Below are 7,248 nucleotides of genomic sequence, written 5' to 3' on the forward strand. Positions count from 1 at the left end.
AGTCGGCCGCGCTCCACCCAGTACCGTTGCAACGACGACACCATCTGCAGCGCGGTTTCGTCGCCGCCGAGCTCGCGGCTCCAGGAGAACGCGGCGTACAGGTTGTCGATCTCGGCGTCGGCCCATGCCAGCAGGCGCTCCGTCCCAGCCTGAATGTCCGCGTCCAACGCGGCGGCCGTGGTCGCGTAGTGGTCCCGGTGGCGGGTACGCACCGCCCCGGCCTCACCGGACTCACCCAGCTTCTCCAGGCCGTATTGGCGCACCGTCTCCAACAACCGATACCGCATCCCACCGGCTCCCCGCTCAGCGAGCACGAGCGATTTGTCCACCAACAGACCCAATTGGTCCAGCAGCTGATAACGCTCGGCGTCCGTGGCCGCGCCGACGTCCTCGGCGGCGTCCAGATCAAACCCACCGGCGAACGCCGCCAGCCGCCGAAACAACACCCGCTCCGGGTCGGTCAACATCGCATGCGACCAGTCCACCGACGCGCGCAGCGTCTGCTGGCGGCGCACCGCACCGCGCGCACCACCGGTCAACAACCGAAACCGGTCATACAAGCCCTCGGCGATCTGGGACAGTGACAACGCCCGCACCCGCGCGGCGGCCAACTCGATCGCCAACGGCATCCCGTCCAGCCGTTGGCAGATATCGGCGGCCAGCGCGGCCTCGTCCCCGTCGATCCGAAACCCGGGGCGCACATGACGAGCCCGGTCCACGAACAACTCGATCGCCTCATCTGTCGTGGACAGCGACGGCATCCGCCAACTCAGTTCACCGGCCACGCCGAGGGACTCGCGGCTGGTGGCGAGGATCGAAACCCGCGGACACGCCTCCAGCACCGCGACGATCAGATCGCCGGCCGCATCCAGCAGATGCTCACAGTTGTCGAACACCAGCAGCATCGTCTTGTGCCCGATGAAGCCCAGCACCGTGTCGGTGGTGGAGCGGCCCGGCTGATCGGGCAAGCACAGCGTCCGCGCCACGGTCAGCGGCACCACCGCCGGGATGGTGACCGGAGCCAGGTCGATGTAGCGCACCCCGTCGGGGAACTCGTCGTCGAGCCGCTCAGCGACCTCAACCGCCAGTCGGGTCTTACCGGCACCGCCCACACCGGTCAGGGTGACCAACCGGTTCTCGGCGATGAGCCCACTCAGCTCCGCCATCTCCGCCTGGCGCCCCACGAAACTCGTCAACTGAACCGGAAGATTATGCGACACAACAGCATCCGCGGCACGCAGCGGCGGGAACTCAGTACGCACGTCCGGGTGGCACAGCTGCAGCACCCGCTCCGGACGCGGCAGATCCCGCAACCGGTGACTGCCCAAATCCGTCAACCACGCCCCGTCAGGCAGATGATCCGCCACCAACGGTTCGGTCGCGCCGGAGAGCACCGTCTGCCCACCGTGAGCCAGATCGCGCAGCCGCGCGGCCCGGTTGATCACCGGCCCCGCATAGTTGGCGTCATCTCGCAACTGCACCTCGCCGGTGTGCACGCCGATGCGCAACCGGATCGGCGCCAACGGCGCCCGCTGCACCTGCAACGCACACGCCACCGCGTCGCTGGCCCGGGCGAACGCGGCCACAAAACTGTCACCCTCACCCTGCTCCACCGGACGCACCCCGCCATGCGCGGTGACCGCCGCGGCCACCACCTGATCCAGCCGCGCCAGCGCCGCGGGCATCTCGTCGGGTTGGGTCTCCCACAGCCGCGTGGACCCCTCGACGTCGGCCAAAAGCAACGTCGCCGTCCCCGTCGGCAGCTCGCTCACACCCAGATCACCCCAGTTCAGCGGCGGCGACTCCGCGTATTGCCTCATGCTAACCAGCATCGCCGACCACCACCGGCAAAACATCAGCACAACCGCGCACATCGCCGCAGCCCAGGTGCTGATCTACGACCCCTCGACCGCGCAGATATACGCACAACAACCGATGAACTCGGCTCGCCGCGACCGGATAGTCGAAGTCAACCTCAACCGAGGAGGGTCACATGATCACCGACACCGCCCAGCCAGACCGCCCGCAACGTCCACGACGCCGGACTGCCGACAGCGTGAAGGCCGACGTCTCGCAGCTGCCGCTGGCTCCGATCAACCCGTTGCCGCCTGCGCAGCAGCGACGAGCGATCCGAGTGTTCCACACCGGCGTAGAGGAACTGCGTGATGCGGGCGGACCCGTCACTCGCCTGAACCTCATCCCGAAATGGTTGAAACTGGTCACGGGAGGGCTGTTTCCCGATGCCGTGGTGGCAACCTCCCCGCAGGCGGGCCGAGACATCCTGGGCCGCACCGACGCGTTCGTCGAAAAGACCCTGCTCCACGACCAGATGCGACATCTGCTGGGGTGCAACCTGTTTGACCTTCCCCACGACCGCTGGCTGCCGCGCCGGCGGGCGTTACAGCCGGTCTTCACCAAACAGCGCGTGCTTGAGTTCGCCGGTCACATGGCCCAAGCCGCCGAAACAGTCACCGATGGGTGGCCCGACGGGTCGCGGGTGGATCTCGATGCTGAATGCCGACGGCTGACGCTGCGGGCGCTGGGCCGCTCCGTGCTCGGACTGAACCTGGACGAGCGCGCGGAGGAGATCGCCACGCCGATGCGGGTGGCCATGGAGTACCTCGCCCACCGAATCACACGACCGGTGCGCGCCCCAGTTTGGCTACCCACCCCGGCACGCCGGCGCGCTCGCGCCGCCGCCGCCACATTGCGCCAGCTCGCCGATGACGTCCTGCGGGCCTGTCGGGCCGATCCGGGCCGCGACGCCCCGCTGGTGCACGCGCTGATCGCCGCGCGCGACCCCGCGACCGGGCAAGCACTCAGCGATGACGACATCTGCAACGAACTCATCGTGTTCATGCTCGCTGGACACGACACCACCGCCACCGCCCTGGCATACGCGTTGTGGGCGCTCGGACGACACCCTGACCTGCAGCGACGCGTCGAAGCAGAGGTCGCCGCAATCGGAAGTCGTGAGTTCACGTCCGAGGACGTGCCCCGATTGGGCTACACGGTGCAGGTCTTGCACGAAGCCTTGCGGATGTGTCCACCCGCCGCGGCAACCAGTCGGGAGGCGAAGCGGGACATCGAAGTCGACGGCTACCGCCTCAAAGCCGGCACCATCGTGTCGTTCGGCATCGATGCGGTGCAGCGCGACCCCGCGCTGTGGGAGCATCCGCTGGCCTTCGACCCCGACCGGTTCAGCCCGGACAACGCCGCCGGACGCGACCGCTGGCAATTCCTGCCGTTCGGCGCCGGGCCGCGCTCCTGCATCGGCGATCACTTCGCCATGCTGGAAGCCACCCTCGCACTGGCCACCATCATCCGGCGCGTCGAGATTCAGTCCGAGAGATCGGATTTCCCGATCGCAGTGCCGTTCACCACGGTGGCCGCCGAACCCATCCCCGCCCGCATCCGTCGCCGGACGGCGTGATCAGGTGTGCCGCGCTGCCTCCTGCACCAGTTGGACGCGCGAGGTCAGCCCGAGCTTGGCGTAGACGTGGGTCAGGTGAGTCTGCACGGTGCGCGGTGAGACGAACAGTCGCGCGGCGATGTCCTTGTTGGCCAGCCCGTCGCTGACCAACCGCACCACGTCACACTCGGTGGGGGTCAGCGACTCCCACCCGCTGTCCGGGCGTTTACGCTCGCCGCGACCGCGCTGGGCGTAGGCGATGGCCTCTTCGGTGGACAGCGCGGCACCTTCGGCCCAGCAAGCGTCGAAATCCCGCTGCCCCAACGCTTCTCGAACAGCGGCGACTGTGGTGTCGTAGTCGGCTTGATACATCGGGAAGCGGACTTCTCCGGTGCGCTCCCGGATGGCCTGCGCGGCGCCAAACAACCGCGCGGCGTGGCGCTGATTGTCGTCTGCCTCCAATCGGGCCAGGCATTCCAGGGTGTCGGGCACCCGCGCGAATGCCTGGGTTCTAGCGGCCACGGCCAGCGCGGCATGGGTGTCCCGCTCGGCCTGAGCGGGCTCACCCTGCGCGAGCGCGATGAACGCGCGCACGGTCAGTGCATTCATCTGCCACCAGCCCGGGGCCACCGCGACGGCGTCGTCGGCCCACCGGCGGGCCTTCGCGACATCACCGCTGGCCAGTGTTGCCTCGGCCAGCATGTGTTTGGCAATGACTTCGCGTTGCGAAACTGGGTGCCGCGTGGCGGCCTCGGCAGCCTTCCTTGCGGCGGCAACATCGCCGCTGGCCAGCGCCGCTGTAGCGAGATAGCTTTGCACTGGCAATAGCGAGCCCAGCGTATCGACGGCCGCAGCCCCAAGTTCGGCCGCATCGTGCGCGGCCCCAGGCCGCCCGCGGAAGGCCAACACGGAACTCTGGGCGAGGCAGGCCCAGCTCTTGTGATTCGGGTCCCCGGCGATTTCGGCCTGCTCGGCCAGGGTGCCGAGGATTCGCTCGGCTTGATCTAGATCTCCCTGAATGGATAGCGAGGAGCCCAGCCACATTTGGCAATGTCGACTGAGGAACTGGTCGCCGAGCGTTTCGGCAAGGTCCCGTCCCTCTTCGGCGGCAGCGCATCCGACCCTCGGCTCACCGGCGTAGAAGGCCAGGTATGCCCGATACCCGAGGAGTTGACCAAGGCGCCGACGATCACCGGCCGCGCGCGCCAGATCGATCGCCTCGGCGAAGTATGGCCCGGCGACGTCGGCGTCGTCGATTGCAATCGACCCGCACGCGGCAAGGGTTCGCATAACCAGTGACCGGTTGTCGATTTCGCGTGCGGAGGCCAGGGCCGCCCGCGCCCGATCCAGGCTGGCGGGTATGCTCAACATCGCCGCCAAGGTACTGGCGTCGCCGACCGCGCGTACCCACACCTTCGGGGCGACATCGGGCGGGCACTGGTCGGTCAACACCGCGTCGAACCCCGCCAGCCCTTCCATCATCCGGCCTCGTCTGGCCCAGTACGGCTGCAACGACGACACCAACCCCAACGCGGTCTGCTCGTCACGCATCTCGCGACTCCACACAAACGCCGCCCGCAGATTGTCCATCTCGACGTCGGCCCACCGCATCAACGGCTCAGCGTCGGCCTGCACGCGGGCTTCCAGGCCCGCTGCGGTGGAGGTGTAGTAGTCACGGTGGCGGGTACGGACCGGGTCAGCCTCACCGGACTCACCGAGTTTTTCCAGCGCGTACTGGCGCACCGTCTCCAACAGCCGGTACCGCATTCTGTTGTCGGCGCCCTCTTCGGCGACCACCAGCGACTTGTCGATCAGCAGGCCCAACTGGTCCAGCAACTGGTAGCGCTCGGCGTCGCTGGCGGTGCCGACCGCTTGGGCGGCGTCCAGATCGAACCCACCGAAAAAAACCGCCAACCGCCGAAACAACACCCGCTCGGGTTCGCTCAACAAGGCATGCGACCAGTCCACCGACGCCCGCAACGTCTGCTGGCGGCGCACCGCGCTGCGCGCGCCCCCGGTCAACAACCGGAACCGGTCATGCAGACTATCCGCGATCTGGGCGACCGTCAGCGACCGCACCCGTGCGGCGGCCAACTCGATCGCCAACGGCATCCCGTCAAGACGCGCACAGATCTGCGCCACCAAAGCAGCATCGTCGCCGCCGACACGAAACTGCGGCCGCACATGGCGGGCCCGATCCACGAACAACTCGACTGCCTCATCGTCGACCGACAACGATGACACCCGCCACGACAATTCACCGGACACCCCGAGCGATTCCCGGCTGGTGGCCACCACGGTCAACTGCCGGCAAGCGTCCAAGACGCTGACGATCAGCTGCCCACAGACGTCGAGCAGGTGCTCGCAATTGTCGATCAGCACCAGCATCGTCTTCTCGCCGATGAACCGCAGCACCGTGTCCATGGTCGAACGGCCCGGTTGATCGGGTAGGCCAAAGGTGCGCGCGACAACGAGTGAAACCATTGCGGCATCGGTGACCGGGGCCAGGTCCACAAACCAAACCCCGTCGGGAAACTCGTCTGCCAGCTGCGCGGCAACCTCGACAGCCAGTCGGGTCTTCCCGGCTCCTCCGGCGCCGGTCAACGTGACCAACCGATTCGCGGTGATGAGATCGCGCAGTTCTGCAATCTCCTTGCGGCGCCCAATAAAATTCGTGAACCGGGCCGGAAGATTATGTGCGGCAGGCTCATCGGCCACCCGAAGCGGCGGGAATTCTGTCGGCAGGTCCGGATGGCACAGCTGCACCACCCGTTCCGGACGGGGCAGATCCCGCAATCGATGGCTGCCCAGATCGACTAACCACGTCCCCTCTGGGAGGGAGTCGACCACCAGCGGCTCGGTGGCACCGGAGATCACCGTCTGCCCGCCGTGGGCCAGATCGCGCAACCGTGCCGTCCGGTTGATCGCCGGGCCCGCGTAGTTGCTGTCGTCGCGCAGTTGCACCTCACCGGTGTGCAGGCCGATCCGCAGCCGGATCGGCATCAACGGGGCGCACTGCAGAGCCAGCGCACACGCCACCGCGTCGCTGGCGCGGGTAAACGCCGCGACAAAACTGTCGCCCTCACCCTGCTCCACCGGGCGTACGCCGCCATGAGCGCCGACCGCCTCATCCACTACCTGGTTGAAACGGTTGATGGCCGTCGCCATCTCGTCCGGTTGGATCTCCCAGAGCCGCGTGGACCCCTCGACGTCGGCCAGCAGCAACGTCACGGTTCCAGTCGGCAACTCGCTCACATCGGCATCGCCCCAGTTCAGCAGCGGTTTGATCATGGTAGCCAAGATCAGCGGCCAATCACGGTAGAACAGCGAGGGTATGCTGGCATACATGAAACGGACGACGGTCAAGATCCCTGACGCGCTGGATGCTCGTCTACGGCACGAGGCTCGGCGTCGGAATATGACAATCTCCGAGGTGAGCCGCGAAGCGCTCGAGGCGTACCTCGGCGTGCCCGGTGGCCGTCGGCGCCTGAACGCAGCAGCCGCCGGCCGCAGCGGTCGGAGCGATGTCTCCGAGCGTATCGAAGAGATACTGGCTGCCGAGGTCGGACGATAGGGGCGATTGTCGTCGATGCGGGCCCCCTGTACGCCTACGTCGACGCCGACGACGCACACCATGCGTCGTCGCTGGAGCTCCTGCAGACCCATCCCGGCCCGTTGATCGTCCCGACACTCGTCATTACCGAGGTGTCCTGTTTGCTAAGCACCCGGCTCGGCGTCGAGCCCGAAGTGCGGTTCCTCGGCGACTTGGCCGATGGCGCGTTCACCGTCGAACCGGTAGCAGCGGGAGATTGGCTGCGGATCGCCGAGCTTGTTGC

5 protein-coding genes are annotated in these 7,248 nt (G+C 67.3%); 3 read left to right on the forward strand and 2 right to left on the reverse strand.

All coding sequences use genetic code 11. From position 1 onward, the window contains the following. Positions 1-1,820 (reverse strand): ATP-binding protein (locus ACN269_RS32380; RefSeq protein ID WP_421476787.1); only part of this gene is annotated, 1,820 nt, incomplete at its 3' end. 173 nt (positions 1,821-1,993) lie between these two features. Here ACN269_RS32380 and ACN269_RS32385 point away from each other — a divergent pair. Then, on the forward strand, positions 1,994-3,433 hold the full coding sequence (locus ACN269_RS32385; RefSeq protein ID WP_421476788.1) for a cytochrome P450: 1,440 nt from the start codon (positions 1,994-1,996) through the stop codon (positions 3,431-3,433). Here the strand turns inward: ACN269_RS32385 and ACN269_RS32390 are convergent, their stop codons facing one another. Next, positions 3,434-6,778: a helix-turn-helix transcriptional regulator gene (locus tag ACN269_RS32390; RefSeq protein WP_421476790.1), complete on the reverse strand. Its 3,345-nt coding sequence runs from the start codon at positions 6,776-6,778 to the stop codon at positions 3,434-3,436. Here ACN269_RS32390 and ACN269_RS32395 point away from each other — a divergent pair. Both ACN269_RS32395 and ACN269_RS32400 read left to right on the forward strand, forming a co-directional pair. Continuing rightward, positions 6,759-6,986, forward strand: coding sequence for a CopG family transcriptional regulator (locus ACN269_RS32395; RefSeq protein WP_421476792.1), 228 nt, complete (start codon positions 6,759-6,761; stop codon positions 6,984-6,986). The genes ACN269_RS32390 and ACN269_RS32395 overlap by 20 nt on opposite strands. Before the next feature lie 5 nt (positions 6,987-6,991). Further along, on the forward strand, positions 6,992-7,248 hold a 257-nt coding region (locus ACN269_RS32400), incomplete at its 3' end, for a type II toxin-antitoxin system VapC family toxin (protein ID WP_421476793.1).

The sequence above is a fragment of the Micromonospora sp. WMMD736 genome, from assembly GCF_049179015.1.
Lineage (GTDB): Bacteria > Actinomycetota > Actinomycetes > Mycobacteriales > Micromonosporaceae > Micromonospora.